Source organism: Geodermatophilus sp. SYSU D00779 (genome assembly GCF_054050595.1).
Genome location: NZ_JBJGZQ010000005.1, coordinates 186,006 through 201,620 on the forward strand (window position 1 = coordinate 186,006; position 15,615 = coordinate 201,620).

Genomic DNA, 15,615 nt, shown 5'->3' on the forward strand with positions numbered 1-15,615 from the left:
GCGCGGCGGCGGGCAGGGAGCGTCCATGGACGACAGCGAGATCCGCAGCCGCATCGAGGCGCTCGTCGAGGAGGAGCGCCGACTGCGGGACAGCGGCGAGCACACCGACGAGCAGCGCGCCCGCCTCCGGCAGATCGAGGAGGACCGCGACCAGCTCTGGGACCTGCTGCGCCAGCGGGACGCCAAGCGGCAGTACGGCGAGGACCCCGACGAGGCCCGGCCCCGTCCCGAACAGCAGGTCGAGGGCTACCTGCAGTAGCAGGAGGACCCCTTTGCCCCCACCGGGTAAGGACCCCGTCCTCCCCACCCTTCGCAAGCTCAGGGCGGTGCCCGGGACGGGACCGGCGGCGGGCCCTGCATGGGGGCCGGGGCGCCGTCCCGCACCAACACTTAAACGGCGAAGTGTGCGGCGGTGATCGTCGGGTAGGAGCCGTCGCGGCGCGCGGTCGCGCGCCCGGTGCGGAGGGAGCAGGCATGGTGCGCGCGGCACGGACGATCCGACGGGCGGTGGTGACCGGCGGTGCCGGTTTCCTCGGCTCCCACCTCTGCGAGCACCTCCTCGACCGCGGCGTCGAGGTCGTCTGCCTCGACAACTTCCTCACCGGCTCGCCGCAGAACGTCGTCCACCTGCTGGAGCACCCGGGCTTCCGGCTGGTCCGCTGCGACGTCACCGACTTCGTGCACGTGCCCGGCGAGGTCGACCTGGTGCTGCACTTCGCCTCGCCGGCCAGCCCCCTGGACTACCTGAGGATGCCGATCGAGACGCTCAAGGTCGGCAGCCTGGGCACGCTGCACACCCTGGGCCTGGCGCACGAGAAGGGCGCCCGGTACGTGCTGGCCTCCACCTCCGAGGTCTACGGCGACCCGCTGGTGCACCCGCAGGACGAGGAGTACTGGGGCAACGTCAACCCGGTCGGCCCGCGCGGCGTCTACGACGAGGCCAAGCGCTTCAGCGAGGCGATGACGACGGCCTACCGGACGTCGAAGGGCACCGACACCGGCATCGTCCGGATCTTCAACACCTACGGGCCACGCATGCGCCCGGACGACGGCCGCGCCATCCCGGCCTTCGTCGGGCAGGCGCTCTCCGGCCGGCCGCTGACCGTCGCCGGCGACGGCTCGCAGACCCGGTCCATCTGCTACGTCGACGACACCGTGCGCGGCATCCTCGCGATGGCCTTCTCCGCTGAGCCGGGCCCGGTCAACATCGGCAACCCCGACGAGCTGTCGATGCTGCGGCTGGCCGAGTGGATCGTCGAGCTGACCGGCTCGTCGTCGGGCATCTCCTTCATCGACCTCCCGGTGGACGACCCCAAGGTCCGCCGTCCCGACACCACCCGCGCCGAGCAGCTGCTGGGCTGGCGGCCGACGGTGCCCTCGGAGGAGGGGCTGCGGCGCACGGTGGCCTGGTTCGCCGAGCAGCTGCAGGCCGCCGACGTCCGCGTCGGGTGATCCACAGCGGGTCAGCGATCGCATCTACTGTGTAGTGGGCGGTCGCGGGGGTCGCCGGGGACGCTGACCACCTGGACGGGGGAGCTGCACGATGGGCCGCCACGCCGCCACCTCAGCCGCGCGCCGGTCGGCGCCGATCACGCCGCAGGTCCTCATCGCCCTGGCCGTGGCCGCGGTGGTGCTGGTCGCCGGCGGCATCACGTGGTGGGCCGTCGGCGCCGGGGAGGGCGACTGCCAGAGCACCGCGGTGGTGCGGGTCGCGGTCGCCCCCGAGCTCGCCCCCGTCGCCGAGCAGGTCCTGGGCGACGCCGAGGGGCTGCGCCCGGAGGACTGCGCGTCCGCCGAGGTGACCGCCCAGCAGCCGGTGCAGACCGTCGGTGACCTCGCCGCACTGGGCGCCGGCGACCTGCCGCACCTGTGGGTGCCCGACTCCTCGCTGTGGGCGGCCCGCGCGGGGGACGCCGCCCTGGAGACCGTCGGCTCCGTCGCCTCCTCCCCCGTGGTGCTGGCCACCAGCCGGGCCGCGGTCGACGCGCTGGGCTGGCAGGACGGCGCGCCGGGCTGGGCCGCGGCGCTCTCCAGCGGGCAGGCCATCGCCGTCCCGGACCTCGCGACCAGCGCCGAGGCCCTGGCCACGCTGGGCGCCGTCCGGACCGCGCTGGGCGGCGGCGAGGACGCCGACAACGCCGTGGTGCAGACCGTGCTCGCCGCCGAGCGCGGCCCGTCGGTCTCGCCGGCCGACGCGCTGACCGCCGGCGAGGAGGGCGCGCCCGACGCGCCGCTGGTGCCGGTCAGCGAGCAGGAGGTGTGGGCGACCAACGCCGACGCCGAGGACCCGCAGCTGGTAGCCGTCTACCCGGAGGAGGGCTCGCCGGGGCTGGACTACCCGCTGATCCGGGTCGGCACCGCCTCGACTCCGGACGCCGCCGCGGTGGACGCCGCCGTGCGGGCGCTGACCTCGGACGCCGCCCGCACGGCCGCCCAGGAGGCCGGCTTCCGCGGCACGGACGGCACCCCGCCGGCCGGCGCCGAGGCGGCGGGCATCCGGGAGGCGGCCCCGCCGGCGCTGCAGCTCGACCCCGGCGAGGTGCAGGCGCTGCTCGCCCAGCTCTCGGAGCTGGCCGCGCCGTCCCGGATCCTCACCGTCTTCGACGTCTCCACCTCCATGGAGGCCCCGGCCGGCGACGGCACCCGCGCCACGCTCGCCCGGGACGCCGCCAAGAGCACGCTGACGCTCGTGCCGGGCAACTTCGCCCTCGGCCTGTGGTTCTTCGCCGCCGAGCTGGAGGGGGACCGGGACTGGACCGAGGCGGTACCGACGCGGGCGCTCGAGGCGGAGGTCGACGGCACCGTCCAGCGCGACCTGCTCGACGAGCAGCTCGACACCATCCCCGACCGGCTCAGCCCCGGCGGCACCGGCCTGTACGACACCACCCTGGACGCGGTCCGGGCGGCGCGCTCGGACTTCGACCCCACCGCGGTGAACAGCGTGCTGATGGTCACCGACGGGACGAACGAGGACTCCCGCGGCGTGGAGCTCGACGAGCTGCTGGACACGCTGCGCGGCGAGGCCGACCCCGAGCGGCCGATCAAGGTCATCGGTGTCGCGCTCGGCCCGGACGCCGACCTGGGTGCGCTCGAGCAGATCGCCGACGCGACCGGCGGCGCGGCGTACTCCGCGGTCGACCCGACCGACCTGCAGACCGTCCTGTTCGACGCCCTGCGGCAGCGGTGACCTCGCGGTCCTCGGGACCGCACCGCGGCCCGGTGCCGCTCGCCGGGCGCCGCTGACCCGCTCCCGCGGCCCATCCAGGGCCCCGCACCGAGCCTGCGAGGTGTGGGGAGGAGGAAGTCCCCTCTCAGGCGCGGGCCAGCAGGTCGTCGAGCGCCGCGGTGACCTCCTCGACGGTCACCGCCCCCAGTGCCGGGTCGAGCTCGGTGCCCCACGGGTCGCCGGTGCCGTCGCCGTGCCAGAGGACGACGTGCTGGGCTCGCGGCGGTGGCCCCCACAGCGCCGGCGACACCGGCCCGAACAGCACCACCGAGGGACGGCGGTAGGCGGTCGCCAGGTGCGCCATGCCGGTGTCGCCGCTGACCACGACCCGCGCGCCGGCGACGACGGCGGCCAGTTCGAGCGTCGTCGTCCGCCCGGCGAGCACGGCGCCCTCCCCCAGCCCGGCACCCTGGGCCACCTCCCGGGCGAGGGACACCTCGGCCGGGCCACCGGTGACCCGGACGTCGAGCCCGGCGGTGGCCAGGTGCCGGGCGACGGCGGCGAACCGGTCGGCCGGCCAGCGCCGGCCGGGGAACGCCGCGCCCGGGTGCACCAGCGCGACGCCCGCCGGCGCCGGGGAGGGCACCGGGGGGACGGCGAGGTCGAGCGCGTCGGGGTCGGCGTCCACCCCCAGCCCCTCCGACACGAGCCGGCACCAGCGCCGCACCTCGTGCTCGTCGGGGTACCAGGTCGGCCCGGGGTAGCCGGGGCTGCCGAAGGTGAGCAGCCGGTCCGGGCGCAGGTCGGCGACCACGACGTGCGAGGCCGGCCCCTTGCCGTGCAGGTCGACGGCGAGCTCCGGCGGCGGGCCGGACCAGTCCAGCGGCTCCAGCTCGCGGGCCGGCAGCACCTCGTCGACCGCGTCGATCAACGAGGCCAGCGGTTCGAGCGCCGGAGTCGTGGCGAGCACCAGCCGGTGGCCGGGCACCGCGGCGCGCACCGCCCGGATCGCGGGCACGCCGGTCAGCAGGTCCCCCAGCCCCAGCGGCCGGAGGACCACCGCGGTCTCCCGGCCCCGCTGCACGGACCGGCCCCCTCGCAGGGACCCGCCGCGAGCGTGCGAGCGGTGGGGGGCGAGGGGGTCCTCCATCACACGCGGGAGCGCTCGACCAGGGCCGTCGTGGAGTGCCCGTCGAGGTAGGGCAGCACGACCGCCTGGCCGCCCCAGCGCCGCAGCACCGCGGCCTCGGGCAGGTCGGCGCCGGCGTAGTCGCCGCCCTTGGCCCACACGTCCGGCCGCAGCCGGCCGATCACCTCGGCCGGGGTGTCCTCGTCGAACACGACGACCGCGTCGACGAACTCCAGCGCCTCCAGCACGCGGGCCCGGTCGGCGGAGGTCACCAGCGGCCGGGACGGGCCCTTGAGCCGGCGCACCGAGTCGTCGGAGTTGATGCACACCACCAGGCAGTCGCCCAGCCCGCGGGCGGCCCGCAGCGTCGCGACGTGGCCCGGGTGCAGCAGGTCGAAGCAGCCGCCGGTGGCGACCACCGTCCCGCCCGCCGCGCGGACCCGTGCGATCACGCCGTCGACCCCGGGCTCGGTGGCGACGCCCGGTTCCCCGGAGTCCGAGGCGTCCCACGCCGACGCCCCGCCGCGGGCCACGAACGCCCCCGCGGAGGCGACGGCGGCCGCCACCGCCTCGCCGGTCACCGCGCCGTCGGCCAGGGCGAGCGCCGCCGCGGCGGCGAACGAGTCGCCGGCGCCGCACGGGTCGCCGCCGGTCACCGGCGTCGCGGGCACGACCATCGGCGCGCCCTCGCCGTAGGAGAGCAGGGCGCCGCGGGCGCCGAGGGTCACGACCACCGCGCCGACGCCCCAGTGCCGGATCAGCGCCTCGGCCCGCGCCCCGACCGCGGCCAGCCCGTCGCCTGCGGCGGCCATCCCGGCCGACGAGGCCACGCGGGCGGCCTCGGCGCCGTTGGGGGTGACCAGCCGGGCGTTGGGCACCGGGTCGGCGCCGCGCGGGTGCGGATCCCAGACGATCGGCCCGCCGGCCTCGGCCAGCGCCGCCCGGACGGCGGGGTCGGCCGTCGTCCCCCGGCCGTAGTCGGCGACGAGCACCGCGGCGGCTCCGCGGATCACCGCGACCGCCTCGTCGGGCAGCTCGCCCAGCCCGGCCACCGGGGCGCCGCTGTCGATGCGCGCCACCGAGTGGTCGCCCACCCGCACGCGGCGCTTCACCGCCGTCCCGCCGGTCGCCGGGATCTCGACCAGGCGCACCCGGCCGGCCAGCAGCGCGCGCAGCCGGTCGGCGTCCGCGTCGTCGGCCATCGGGGTGACCAGCACGACCTCCCGGCGGGTGGCCCGGGCCGCGACCACCGCGGCCAGGGCCGCACCGCCGGGGCGCTCGCGGGTCTCGACGTCCTCGACGACCGGAACCGGCGCGTCGGGGGTGAGCCGCGAGGCCGTCCCGACCAGGTCGACGTCGAGCAGCGCGTCGCCGACGACGACCAGCGGCCCCGTCCCGCTCACTGCGCGACCCCGAGCCGGGTCTCCGGCACGCGAGCGGGCTCGGCGAGCACCGCCGCGTCGAAGGCGGCGCACACCAGGTGCAGCGCGACCAGGTGGCACTCCTGCACGGTCGCCGTCCACGGGGAGTCGATGCAGACCGCGTCGTCGGCGACCGCCGCCAGCGGGTTGGGCGCCGGTCCGGTCATCGCCAGCACGGTGATGCCGCACTCCCGGGCCCGGCGGGCGGCGGCGACGGCGTTGGGGCTGCGGCCGGAGGTCGACAGCAGCACCAGCACGTCCCCGGCCCGCCCGTGCGCCTCGACCTGGCGGGCGAACAGCTCGTCGGCCGGGTAGTCGTTGGCGATCGCGGTGAGCGACGAGGTCTCGGCGGTCAGGCAGATCGCGGAGAACGGCGGCCGGTCGGCCCGGTAGCGGCCGACCAGCTCGGCGGTCAGGTGCTGAGCCTGCGCGGCGCTGCCGCCGTTGCCCGCCGCGAGCAGCCGGCCGCGGTGCTCGCCGCACAGCACGTCGGCGAGCAGCCGGCCCCAGCGGTCGAGCGCGTCGAGCTGGCCGTCCAGCGACCCGAGCGCGGTGGTCAGCGAGGCGACGTGGTCGGCGCCGGTCAGGTGCGTGCAGGTGTCCGGCGAGACGACCTCGCTGGCGGAGTGCGGAGCCTCGGACAGCGGGTTCATCGGGCGACCTCCACGGGGCTGTTGTCGCTGCCATCGGTGCGTGCGGGGCCGTCCAGGACCTGCCGGTAGACGGTGTCGGTGTCGGCGACCACGCGCGCCCACCGGTAGCGGTTGCGGGCGCGTTGCACCCCGGCCGTGCCGTAGGCGGCGCGGCGGGCGTCGTCGGCCAGCAGCTCGGCGAGCACCGCACCGAGCCGGGCCGGGTCCCTCGGCGGCACCAGGTCGCCGGTGACCCCGTCGGCGACGGAGTCCTGCAGCCCGCCGACCGCGGTGGCGACCACCGGGCGGCCGCAGGCCATGGCCTCCAGCGGGGTGATGCCGAAGGGCTCGTACCACGGCACGGCCAGCACCACGTCGGCCGAGCGGATCCACGCCGGGACGTCGGCGCGCGCCACGGCGCCGGTGAACACCAGCCGGTCGGCGACGCCCAGCGAGGCGGCGACCGCGCGCAGCCGGCGGACCTCGGCGTCGCCGTCCAGCTCCGCGGCCGGCGGCCCGCCGACGACGACCAGCTCGGCGTCGGGGACGGCCGCCAGCGCCCGGACGGCGTCCTCCTGCCCCTTGCGCTCGACCAGCCGGCCCAGGACCAGCAGCCGCTCGCGCTCGCCGCGCGGCGCGACGGGGCCGCGCGGGGTGAAGACGCTCGTGTCCACGCCGCAGGGCACGACCGAGACCCGGTCGCTGTCGAGGCCGAGCCGGCGCAGCTCGAAGACCTCGTCGGAGCACGTGGCGACGACGTGGCTGACGGTCCGGCACAGCGAGCGCTCCAGCTCGATGCGCTGCGGCGGCGAGGTGTCGGCCGCGCCCTGGTGGCGGCGCTTGACCGAGCCGAGGGCGTGGAAGGTCTGCAGGACCGGGATCGGCCCCGCGGCGGCGACCGAGGCCAGCCCGCTCATCCAGAAGTGCGCGTGCACCAGGTCCGGCGGCTGCTGCGCCCACTCCCGGCGCAGTCCTGCGGCGAACTCGGGCATGTGCCGCAGCAGGTCGTCCTTGGGCAGCACCGCGGCCGGCCCGGCGGTCACGTGCGCGACGTCGTAGCCGTCGGTCGTGGTCACGCGGTCGGGCTGGTCGGGGTCCTCCCGCCGGGTGTGCACGGTCACCGTGTGCCCGCGGCGGGCCAGGCCCGCGGCGAGCGCGGCGACGTGCACGTTCTGCCCGCCGGCGTCCACGCCGCCGATCGCGGCGAGCGGGCTGGCGTGCTCCGACACCAGGTCGACGATCACCGGGTCACCTCCTCGAGTAGCGCATCCCAGTCGGAGAGGAACCGGGGAAGCCCGTACCGCTCCAGCGCGGCGGCGCGTGCCGCCTTGCCGGCCAGTCGGGCGGCGTCCTCGTCGTGCAGGTAGGTGCGGACGGCGTCCCACAGGACGTCAGGACGGGTGGAGAGCACGCCGGCCTCGGCGGGCACCGCCTCCACCACCTCGGTGGTGGCCAGGGCGACCACCGGCAGGCCCAGGTGCATCGCCTCGAGCAGCGAGAGCCCGAGGGAGGTCCACCGGACCGGGTGCACGTAGACCCGGCGGCGGGCCAGCTCGGCGTGCATCGCGGCCTGCGGCGGGTCGTCGTGCAGCGCCACGCGGTCGGGGTCGAGCCCGTAGCGCTGGTGCAGGCCGGTGAGCCCCATGCCGAAGACGTCGACCGGCGCGACCGCGGCCAGCCCGGGCAGCAGGTCGGCGCCCACGGTCCGGCCGCGGCGCACCGGCTCGTTGGTGACGACGGCGGCCCGCGCCAGCTCGCCGGTCCAGCGCTCGCCGGGGTCGACGATGCCGTGCTCGACGACCGTCGTCGGCGCCCGGCCGTTGTCGTAGAAGAGCTGGTTGAAGTACGTGACGTGCGCGATCGGGATGTCGTCGCGGTCGGCCAGCGGGTGCCTGGTGTGCGGGACCGGCCCGTCCCCCGGCTCCAGACCCGGCGCGTTGTGCTCGAGGAAGACGGCGGGCAGGTCGCGGCCGGGCTCGCGGCCCAGCCACTCCCGGACCAGCTCCAGGTCGCGGGTGCGCTGCAGGACGACGACGTCGACGTCCTCGTCGCGCAGCTGCTCGGGGGTCACCTCGCGGGCCGACGCGGGCCAGTCCCAGGTGCGCGCCCGGCCGAGGCCGTCCGGGCTACGGCTCCCCCCGGGGCCGTCCACGACCGGGAGCAGGTACTCGTGGCGGCCCTGGACGAACGCCGTCGTCCACGAACCGTGCACGTGCCAGAGCAGGACCCTCACGAGCTCACCAACTTCTCCACAGCCGCGACGACGTCGTCCGCGGTCACCGACGCGAGGCACGGGTGGCCGGGCACCGGGCACTCGCGGGCCCGGGTCAGCCGGCAGGGGGCGTCCTGGTCGCCGAGCAGCACGGTGGGGACGCCGTAGGGCGCCCAGCGCGCGGCGGGCACGACCGGGGAGAACAGCGAGACGACCGGTGTCCCGACGGCGGCGGCCAGGTGCGCCGGGCCGGTGTTGCCGACGACGACCGCGTCGGCGCCGTCCAGCACGGCGGCCAGCTCGGCCAGGCCCAGCGCACCGCCCAGGTCGACGCCGCGGGTGCCGGCGACGGCCGCGGTGAGCGCGCGCTCCCCCGGCCCGCCGGTGACCAGCACCCGGTGGCCGGCGTCGGCGAGCGCCTCCACCGCCTCGGCGCAGCGCTGGGCCGGCCAGGCCCGTGCGGGGACGGACGCCCCCGGGTGCACGACGACGTACCCCGGGTCGTGCGCGACCCGGGGCAGGGGGCGGCGCACGGCGAGCCGGCCGTCGTCGCCGGCCGGCAGGTCGAAGCCCGCGGCGCGGGCGAGCGACAGGGCGCGTTCGGGCTCGGGCAGGTCGTCGTGCACCCGGTGGCGGACGTCGAGCAGCGACCCGGGGTAGTCGACGCTGATCGCGGAGATCCGCGGCACGCCGGCGGTGCGCAGCACCAGCGCCAGCGGCAGGGGCGACTGGTGGAAGGACGTGGAGACGACGGCCGCGTCGGGGGCCAGGGCCCGGACCCGGTCGGTGAGCGCGGCGAGGTCGTCCGCGTCGACCGGCGGCGGGTCGCCGAGGATCCAGGGGCAGGCCCAGGTCCACACCTCGTCGACGCCGGGCAGCAGCCGGGCCGCCTCGGCGCCTGCGGGGCCGGCGAGGAACACGACGCGGTCGGCGCCTGCGGCCACGGCCCGCACCAGCGGCCCCTGGACCAGGACGTCGCCGACCGAGTCCAGCCGCGCGACCAGGACCGTGCGGGTCACGCGACCTCCTCGCCGGCGCTCGCCGGCCGCGTTCCCCGGGGTGCTGTGCCCGTGGGTGGGCTCGCCAGCTCGCTCACCACCCACCGGCCAGGACCTGCGCGACCGCCTCGGTGATCGTGGCGGCGCGACGCGGGGCCGCCTCGACCTCGGCCCGCCGCGTCACCGGCGTGGGGACGAGGATCCCGGAGGTCCCGGCGGCGGCCGCGGCCTCGACGTCGGCCCCGATGTCGCCGACGACCACGCAGCGGGCGGGGTCGACGTCGAGCTCGGCGCAGGCGGCCTTGACCATCCCGGGCGCGGGTTTGCGGCAGGTGCAGCCGTCGTCCGGCCCGTGCGGGCAGACCTGGACGGTGTCGAACGGGCCGAGCAGCTCGTCGAGCCGGGCCATGCAGGCGTCGACCTGCGCGCGGGTGATCAGCCCGCGGGCCACGCCCGACTGGTTGCTCACCACGCCGACCCGGACGCCGCGGGCGCGCAGCGCGTCGACGGCCTCCCGCGCGCCGTGCACGGGCTTCACCAGCGCGGGGTCGCCGTTGTACGGGTAGTCGCGCACGAGGGTGCCGTCGCGGTCGAACAGCACCAGGTCGGGCAGCCCGCGCCACGGCCGCACGCGGCGGTGCTGCACGGTGCCGCGCAGGAAGTGCCAGGTGGCCAGCGGCGGGATGAGGGCGCTGGTGGCGAGCATGGTGCCGACCTCGGCGCGGTCGCGCGGGCCGGGGGCGATCCGTGCCCACGCGAACTCACCGGTGCCGACGGCCCAGGCCGCGGCGGCCGCGAGCGCGGCGCGCGGCCGGCGGGCGGCGGCCAGGCCGACGGCGGCCAGCCCGGCTGCGGTGACGGCCAGGTGCCGCGGCCGGCGGCCCAGCGGCGCGTCGGCGCGCTCGCGCCAGTCGGGGCCGTGCAGCCGCCGCATGAGGACGTCGTCGGCGTTGCCGGCCTGCACGCGGACGCTCACCCAGCGGTCCACCGGGCGCACCGGGTGGGTGATCCAGCGCCGCCCGCGGACCAGCCGGGCGCCGGTGTCCATCACCCGCAGCGCCAGGTCGGAGTCCTCGCGGAAGGCGCGCGGGAAGCGCTCGTCGAAGCCGCCGACGGCGGCGAGGGCGGCGCGGCGGTAGGCGAGGTCGGCGGTGATCCAGGAGCTGGTCGCCAGGCCGGCGGTGCCGCGCTCCCAGTCGGTGGGCCGGCGGTCCTCCGGCAGCGGCACCCGCACCCTGCCCTGGCTGCCGGCCACGTCGGCCGGCAGGTCGGAGAGGTCCTCGGCCAGCCGCTGGTACCAGTCGGGGTCGGGGACGACGTCGTCGTCGAGGAAGGCCACCCACTCGGTGCGGACGCTGCGCCAGCCCAGGTTGCGGGCGCGGGCCGGGCCACCGCCCCCGGTGCGCACCACCCGCACCGGCGGCAGGCCGGGCCGCTCGGGGCGCAGCGGCTCGCCGGTGGGCCGGTCGTCGACCAGCACCAGCTCGGCCGGGCGCGGTCCCGGGGCCTGCGCGAGGGCGTCGAGCAGCACGTCCAGCGACGGCCGGCCGACGGTCGGCACGACCACGGAGCACTGCTCGATCCCCACCTGCATGTTCGCGTCCTGCCCGCGTTGACCGGAGTAGAAACACTACGGGCTTGAAGTGTCCCCGGACGTGGAGAAGGACCCCGTCCTCCCCACCCCTCGCAAGCTCGGGGCGGTGCCCTGGACGGGGCCGGGGGCAGGGGGTCCTTCTTCAGCGGCGGGTGCGGGCCGCAGCGGAGACGCGGGCGAGGGCGTCGGTGACGACGGCGGCGTCGTCCCCCAGGAGGGTGAGCAGGTGCGCCACCAGGTCGTCGTGGGTCGGGCGGGCCTCCTCCACCTTGGCCCGTCCGGCGGGGGTGAGCCGGGCGTGCAGCAGCCGCTTGTCACCCGACGAGCGCTCCCGGACGACGAGGCCCTCGGTGACCAGGCGGGTGACGGTGCTGGTCACCCCCGCGCGGGAGATGCCGAGCGCCTCGGCGAGCTCCCCCATCGAGGCCCGCTCGCCGGGGGCCTCGGCGATCCGGCGCAGCGCCTCGTACCCGGTGAGCGAGAGGTCGTGCCGGCGGTGCAGGGCGGAGTCGACGCGGCGGGTGATGCGGTCGTGCACCTGCACGATGCGCAGCCAGGTCTCGGCCGGCCGGGGTGCCGCACCCGGGACGTCGGCCACGTCCCCGGGCACGTGCTCGGCGGGGAGGTCCGGAGCCAGGGCGTCCTCGGGGCGGGCCACCTGTCCATCGTCGCCGACGGAGCGCTCAGGCGCTCCCGGTGGACGACGGCGTCCGGCGCTCTGCCCCCGGCCGTCGGCTCCCGGCGACGAGAGCGAGGCCGGCGCCCGTGGCGACCAGCGACCCACCGGCGGCCAGCAGCGGCCACGGGATGCCGCCGGTGACCGCGGCCGCCTCCGCTGCTGCGACCGTGACGGCCGGTGCGCCGCCGGCGATGCCCGCGGGGGCCACGCTGCTCGGGTCGGGCAGTTCCAGCACCGCCTCCCCGGCCTGCGGGACCACCGCCGCGCCACCGGGCGGGCTGATGGCCGCGCAGTCCTCGGCGGCCGGCCGGGTGAAGCTGAAGCCGGTCAGGTCGTCGACCCAGCCGTCGCCCGAGCCGTCGAGGGCCGTGTACGCGAGGAACGGGTCGATGGTCTCGCCCCAGTCGACCTCGCCGGTGCTCAGCACGACGACGGCACCGGGTGCGACGTCGGCGGCGTCCTCCCCCGCGGGACGGCGTCCGGTGCCGAGCGTCACCGCGTAGCCGACGGTGCCGCCGGTGACCTCGACGACCACGCCGCCGGGGCGGCAGCTGGGGCCGTGGGTGACGCGGGCGTCCGGGCGGGCGACGTCGTCGACGGCGGCCGCGGGGCCAGCGAGGGCGATACCGGCACAGAGCAGGGCGAGCACCGTGACGACGACGGACGCCGGCCGGGTGGCCACCTGCACGTGCTGTTCCCCCTGGTTCTGCGCCGGCGCGCCTGCGGCGCACCGGTGCCGACCATGATGCCGGGCGGGACCTGCCGCGGCCCCCGGGTTACCGACGGGTCGCGCGTGTCGCTACGGCGTGTCCGCAGAAAGTGCGGTCGGGCCGCGCGGCGGGACGTGACCGGACCCGCGAGGTCGCGCGGAGACGCAGCACGCGGCGGCAGGTGGTGGACGAGCGCCGGCGAGGACAGCACGGAACGTACCGCTCACTACGGTGTCCGGCGTGGACTCAGCAGCGGGCACCGGTCGCCGCCGGCAGGACGAGGTCTACCGGGCGGGGGTGTACGGCCACCGGCCGCGGGTGCCCACCGCGGCCCGGGCGCTGCAGCGCCGCGCGCGCGAGCGGCTGGGCGCCCGCGCCTACTCCTACGTCGCGGGCGGCGCCGGGGACGAGGTCACGCAGCGGGCCAACCGCGCGGCGTTCGACCGGTGGGCCGTCGTCCCCCGGGTGCTGCGGGACGTGAGCGCGCGCGACACCTCGGTGGAGCTGTTCGGACGGCGGCTGCCCGCGCCCCTGCTGCTCGGCCCGGTCGGCGCGCTCGAGCTGGTGCACCCCGCGGCCGACCTGGCGGTGGCCCGCGCCGCGGCGTCCCTCGGCGTGCCGATGGTCTTCTCCAACCAGGCCTCGGTGTCGATGGAGGAGTGCGCCGCGGTCATGGACCAGGCCCCCCACCCCGCCCCGCGGTGGTCCCAGCTGTACTGGTCGACGTCCGACGAGCTCGTCGAGAGCCTCGTCGGCCGGGCCGAGGCCGCCGGCTGCGACGCGCTGGTGGTCACCCTCGACACCACGATGCTCGGCTGGCGCCCGCGCGACCTGGACCTGGGCCACCTGCCGTTCGCGCGGGGCAAGGGCCTCGCGCAGTACACCTCCGACCCGGTGTTCCGCCGCCTGGTCGAGGAGCGGGCGGGTGCCGCTCCCGCGCCGGCCCAGGCGGGGGCGGCGGCGAGCCGGGACCGGCAGCCGCGGCCGACGCTGTCCGCCGTCCGGGCCCTGGTCGGCATGGCGCGGGCCTGGCCCGGGCCGCTGCTGGAGAACCTGCGCTCGCCGCTGCCGCGGGCCGCCGTCGAGACGTTCCTCGCCATCTACTCCCGGCCCTCGATCACCTGGGCCGACCTCGCCTGGCTGCGGGCCCGCACCCGCCTGCCGATCGTGCTCAAGGGCGTGCTGCACCCCGACGACGCCCGTCGGGCGCTCGACGAGGGCGTGGACGGCCTGGTGGTCAGCACCCACGGCGGCCGGCAGGTGGACCGCTCCATCCCCGCGCTCGACGCCCTGCCGGACGTGGTGGCCGCGGTGGGCGACCGGGCGCCGGTGCTGCTCGACAGCGGGGTGCGCAGCGGCGCCGACGTCCTCACCGCGGTCGCGCTCGGTGCGCGGGCGGTGCTGCTCGGCCGGCCGTTCGCCTGGGGGCTGGCCCTCGCCGGCGAGGAGGGCGTGCGGCAGGTGGTGTCCGACGTGCTCGGCGAGTTCGACCTGACGTTGGGCCTGAGCGGTCACACGGCGGTCGACCAGCTCTCCCCGGAGGTGCTGCGCCGGGTCGGGTGAAGGACCCCCGTCCCCCCACCCCTCGCGAGCTCGGCGCGGGCCCCTGACGGGGGTCGTCCCGGTACGTCACCAGCGCCCGTCAGGGACTCAAGGCCCTTCGCGCTCCCCGCGGGTCGTGGGACGGTTCGCGGCAGGTCGCGCCCCGCGTCGGTCACCGGTCTGGCCGACGGACGGCGATCGACGTCCGAGGGGACAGGACGGGAACGTGGCGATGAGCACTCGAGGACCGTTGCTGACCCTGGCGTCCGTAGCGGTCCTGACCGGTGCCCTCCTGTGGGTGAACGAGACGGTCGGGCCGCCCACCCCGACGAGCTCGTCGAGCTACAGCGCTCCGGACTACAGCGCACCGACGTCGTCCTCGCCGTCGCCATCACCGTCGGAGACCGCCCCGCCGCCGGCGGTGGAGCCGACGTCCCTGCAGGTCGTGTACTCCGGGAGGACCGGCGGGGGCGAGGCGACCGTGGCGGTCGCCGTCAACGGGGACCGGGCGGCGGCGTACCTGTGCGACGGGAGCCGCGTCGAGACCTGGCTGCAGGGCTCGGTGACCGGCGACCAGGTCGTGCTGACCGGACGGGACACCGCCGCGCTCATCGGGACGGTCTCCGGTGCGACCCTGTCCGGCACCGTCGTGACGAGCACCGGCCAGGCGTGGCTGTTCTCCGCGGACGAGGCCCGTCCTCCGGCGGGGATCTACGAGGCCCGGACGACGATCGACGGCCTGGCGACCCGCATCGGCTGGGTGGTGCTCCCGGACGGCACGCAGGTCGGGATCCAGAACGTCGGCGGGGACCGGAGCCCGGCGCCTGCGCTGGACCTGGAGGACACCACCTTCACGCTCGGCGGGGCCGCCCTCGAGGCCACCCCCGTCGACGGGACCGACACCGTGGTCGGCCAGTGAGGTGGGCCCCGGCCCCAGCAGCTGACACCCCCGTGCGCGAGGAGCACCCGTCGTCATGACCGCCACCACCGAACTGGCCGGTGCGACCCGTGACCGGTACCGGCTCCCGCTGCTGACCTTCGTCCTGGTCGGTTCGGCCGTGGCCGTGGCGCTCGGGGTGTACGGCCGGGAGCACGAGCCGGCGGGGTACGCCCTCAACGTCGTCGGGTTCTCCGGGCCGCTGTACGTGAAGGCGTGGCTCACCACGGTCGCGGCCGTCCTCGCCGTGCTCCAGCTGCTGACGGCCGGTCGCATGTACGACGCCGCGGCGAGCGGCCGGGTCCGCGCGGTCCACCGCTGGTCGGGACGGATCGCGGTCCTGGCCACCGTGCCGGTGGCCGTGCACTGCCTCTACGCCCTGGGCTTCCAGGGGGGCTCCCCCCGGGTCCTGGTGCACTCCCTGCTGGGCTGCTTCCTCTACGGCGCCTTCGTGGTCAAGATGCTCGTCCTCACCCGCCGCGACCGGCCCCGCTGGGTCGTGCCCGTCGCGGGCGGAGCCCTCTTCGCCGGCGTGGTCGGCCTGTGGCTCACGTCCTCGCTGTGGGTGTTCACCACCACGGGTCTCCACCTCTGA

The 15,615-nt window shown here is 77.2% G+C and carries 15 protein-coding genes; 6 read left to right on the plus strand and 9 right to left on the minus strand.

Annotated elements, in window-relative coordinates; all coding sequences use genetic code 11:
* Positions 1-25: 25 nt before the first annotated feature.
* The 3 genes from ACI79G_RS05785 (at position 26) to ACI79G_RS05795 (ending at position 3,187) form a co-directional block, all read left to right on the plus strand.
* A complete protein-coding gene (locus ACI79G_RS05785; RefSeq protein ID WP_456880185.1) occupies positions 26-259 on the plus strand; it encodes a DUF2630 family protein in 234 nt (77 codons plus the stop codon).
* 215 nt (positions 260-474) lie between these two features.
* A complete protein-coding gene (locus ACI79G_RS05790; protein ID WP_456880186.1) occupies positions 475-1,452 on the plus strand; it encodes a UDP-glucuronic acid decarboxylase family protein in 978 nt (325 codons plus the stop codon).
* 91 nt (positions 1,453-1,543) lie between these two features.
* On the plus strand, positions 1,544-3,187 hold the full coding sequence (locus ACI79G_RS05795) for a VWA domain-containing protein (RefSeq protein ID WP_456880187.1): 1,644 nt from the start codon (positions 1,544-1,546) through the stop codon (positions 3,185-3,187).
* Positions 3,188-3,311: 124 nt separating this feature from the next.
* On the opposite strand, the gene ACI79G_RS05800 is transcribed toward ACI79G_RS05795, so the two are convergent.
* The 9 genes from ACI79G_RS05800 to ACI79G_RS05840 form a co-directional block, all read right to left on the minus strand.
* Complete coding sequence (locus ACI79G_RS05800) at positions 3,312-4,250, minus strand: glycosyltransferase family 9 protein (RefSeq protein WP_456880188.1); 939 nt, start codon at positions 4,248-4,250, stop codon at positions 3,312-3,314.
* A gap of 65 nt (positions 4,251-4,315) precedes the next feature.
* Complete coding sequence (gene rfaE2 / locus ACI79G_RS05805; protein WP_456880189.1) at positions 4,316-5,698, minus strand: D-glycero-beta-D-manno-heptose 1-phosphate adenylyltransferase; 1,383 nt, start codon at positions 5,696-5,698, stop codon at positions 4,316-4,318.
* Positions 5,695-6,369 (minus strand): D-sedoheptulose-7-phosphate isomerase, encoded by a 675-nt coding sequence (locus ACI79G_RS05810; protein ID WP_456880190.1) that lies wholly within the window; start codon positions 6,367-6,369, stop codon positions 5,695-5,697. The genes rfaE2 and ACI79G_RS05810 overlap by 4 nt, the downstream gene beginning before the upstream one ends.
* Positions 6,366-7,592 carry a glycosyltransferase gene (locus tag ACI79G_RS05815; RefSeq protein ID WP_456880191.1) on the minus strand — a complete coding sequence of 409 codons (1,227 nt, stop codon included), beginning with the start codon at positions 7,590-7,592 and terminating at the stop codon, positions 6,366-6,368. The genes ACI79G_RS05810 and ACI79G_RS05815 overlap by 4 nt, the downstream gene beginning before the upstream one ends.
* Entirely contained in the window at positions 7,589-8,581 is a 993-nt protein-coding gene (locus tag ACI79G_RS05820; RefSeq protein WP_456880192.1) for a glycosyltransferase, read from the minus strand. Before ACI79G_RS05820 ends, ACI79G_RS05815 begins: the two co-directional genes overlap by 4 nt.
* Positions 8,578-9,579, minus strand: coding sequence for a glycosyltransferase family 9 protein (locus tag ACI79G_RS05825; RefSeq protein WP_456880193.1), 1,002 nt, complete (start codon positions 9,577-9,579; stop codon positions 8,578-8,580). The genes ACI79G_RS05820 and ACI79G_RS05825 overlap by 4 nt, the downstream gene beginning before the upstream one ends.
* 73 nt (positions 9,580-9,652) lie before the next feature.
* Entirely contained in the window at positions 9,653-11,152 is a 1,500-nt protein-coding gene (locus ACI79G_RS05830; protein ID WP_456880194.1) for an HAD-IIIA family hydrolase, read from the minus strand.
* A 142-nt stretch (positions 11,153-11,294) separates the two neighbouring features.
* On the minus strand, positions 11,295-11,810 hold the full coding sequence (locus ACI79G_RS05835; RefSeq protein ID WP_456880195.1) for a MarR family winged helix-turn-helix transcriptional regulator: 516 nt from the start codon (positions 11,808-11,810) through the stop codon (positions 11,295-11,297).
* 25 nt (positions 11,811-11,835) lie between these two features.
* Complete coding sequence (locus tag ACI79G_RS05840) at positions 11,836-12,519, minus strand: hypothetical protein (protein ID WP_456880196.1); 684 nt, start codon at positions 12,517-12,519, stop codon at positions 11,836-11,838.
* A gap of 262 nt (positions 12,520-12,781) precedes the next feature.
* Between ACI79G_RS05840 and ACI79G_RS05845 the strand changes: the two genes are divergently transcribed.
* The 3 genes from ACI79G_RS05845 to ACI79G_RS05855 all read left to right on the plus strand — a co-directional run bounded on the left by ACI79G_RS05845 (position 12,782) and on the right by ACI79G_RS05855 (position 15,615).
* A complete protein-coding gene (locus ACI79G_RS05845; protein WP_456880197.1) occupies positions 12,782-14,104 on the plus strand; it encodes an alpha-hydroxy-acid oxidizing protein in 1,323 nt (440 codons plus the stop codon).
* A gap of 277 nt (positions 14,105-14,381) precedes the next feature.
* Positions 14,382-15,002: a hypothetical protein gene (locus tag ACI79G_RS05850; RefSeq protein ID WP_456880198.1), complete on the plus strand. Its 621-nt coding sequence runs from the start codon at positions 14,382-14,384 to the stop codon at positions 15,000-15,002.
* A gap of 55 nt (positions 15,003-15,057) precedes the next feature.
* Entirely contained in the window at positions 15,058-15,615 is a 558-nt protein-coding gene (locus ACI79G_RS05855) for a DUF6529 family protein (RefSeq protein ID WP_456880199.1), read from the plus strand.

Excerpts from the sequence above, each read along its gene's own strand:
- ACI79G_RS05785 (WP_456880185.1), top strand. The coding sequence starts at position 26 with ATGGACGACAGCGAGATCCGCAGCCGCATCGAGGCGCTCGTCGAGGAG.
- ACI79G_RS05810 (WP_456880190.1), bottom strand. The coding sequence starts at position 6,369 with ATGAACCCGCTGTCCGAGGCTCCGCACTCCGCCAGCGAGGTCGTCTCG.
- ACI79G_RS05855 (WP_456880199.1), top strand. The coding sequence starts at position 15,058 with ATGACCGCCACCACCGAACTGGCCGGTGCGACCCGTGACCGGTACCGG.
- ACI79G_RS05790 (WP_456880186.1), top strand. The coding sequence starts at position 475 with ATGGTGCGCGCGGCACGGACGATCCGACGGGCGGTGGTGACCGGCGGT.
- ACI79G_RS05830 (WP_456880194.1), bottom strand. The coding sequence starts at position 11,152 with ATGCAGGTGGGGATCGAGCAGTGCTCCGTGGTCGTGCCGACCGTCGGC.
- ACI79G_RS05795 (WP_456880187.1), top strand. The coding sequence starts at position 1,544 with ATGGGCCGCCACGCCGCCACCTCAGCCGCGCGCCGGTCGGCGCCGATC.